At 49.9% G+C, this 740-nt stretch carries 1 protein-coding gene; it reads right to left on the bottom strand.

Going from position 1 to position 740, the window contains the following annotated elements; translation table 11 throughout:
• Positions 1-644 (bottom strand): urease subunit alpha (locus tag KIV40_RS28905; RefSeq protein WP_285352661.1); only part of this gene is annotated, 644 nt, incomplete at its 3' end.
• Positions 645-740: the final 96 nt, after the last annotated feature.

Below are 740 nucleotides of genomic sequence, written 5' to 3'. Positions count from 1 at the left end.
CCAACTGCTCCGGCTGCTACTTGTTCACGCAATGCTTCTGGTTGACTGGCGTTACCCTTACCGAGTAAGCCAAAGTTCATTGGGTACTCGTCCAAGGCTTCCAACATACGGTGCATGTTCCACGGACCCGGCGTACAGGTGGTGGCGTTAGTTCCTGTATTAGGGCCAGTACCGCCACCGATCATGGTGGTGACACCAGACGCCAACGCCTCTTCAATCTGCTGTGGACAAATAAAGTGAATGTGGGAATCAATACCACCAGCAGTTAGGATTGAACCCTCTCCTGCCAAAATCTCAGTACCCGGGCCAATCACAATATCAACGCCCGGTTGTACGTCTGGGTTACCTGCTTTACCAAGCGCCTGAATACGGCCATCTTTAATCGCAACGTCTGCTTTAACGATGCCCCAATAATCAAGTACGACTGCATTGGTGATCACAAGGTCTGGTGTTTCCGCACTGACTCGCTGGCTCTGTCCCATGCCATCACGAATCACTTTACCGCCACCAAACTTCACTTCATCACCGTAAACGGTGTAGTCCTTTTGTACTTCTAGCCATAAATCGGTATCTGCAAGACGCACGCGGTCGCCGATTGTTGGCCCAAACATCTCGGCATATGCCTGTCGGGATATCGTCGCCATTATCAATCCTTTGTTATTTTGTCTTTTGACGGTTATATGCTTCGGGTAGTGTTGACCGTTAAAGCTTACCCATCACTTTTCCTTGAAAGCCGTACA

The organism is Vibrio sp. D173a (genome assembly GCF_030248475.1).
The sequence above is the reverse complement of the archived record's forward strand: the minus strand, read 5'-3'. Positions and strand labels throughout refer to the sequence as shown.